Consider the following 289-nt stretch of genomic DNA (forward strand, 5'->3'; position numbering starts at 1 on the left):
CGGCAGTTGCTGGAAGACGGTGGTGAACCCAGTGGCCGGGTGGTACTGGGGATGAGCCAACCGACAGGCAACGCCCTGGCAGTACCCTTGTTTGCCGAAGTCAATCGCCGTTACCCAAGTATCGAACTGGACTTGCAAACCGGCTTGTCGAGCAGCCTTTATCAGTTGTTGCGCCAGGGGGATGTTGACCTGTTGGTGAGCTCTGACGATGCCTCGCCACATATGGGTATGATCAGCCGGCCGTTGCTGAACGAGCGGCTGTTTTTGGCGGTAGGCACCGGGGCAACGG

Annotated in this window: 1 protein-coding gene; it reads left to right on the forward strand. The window is 59.2% G+C overall.

Going from position 1 to position 289, the window contains the following annotated elements; translation table 11 throughout:
- Positions 1 to 289, forward strand: a 289-nt coding sequence (locus Q4563_RS19095; protein WP_303605633.1) for a LysR substrate-binding domain-containing protein, incomplete at both ends; no start/stop codon positions are given.

The organism is Gilvimarinus sp. 1_MG-2023, from assembly GCF_030548285.1.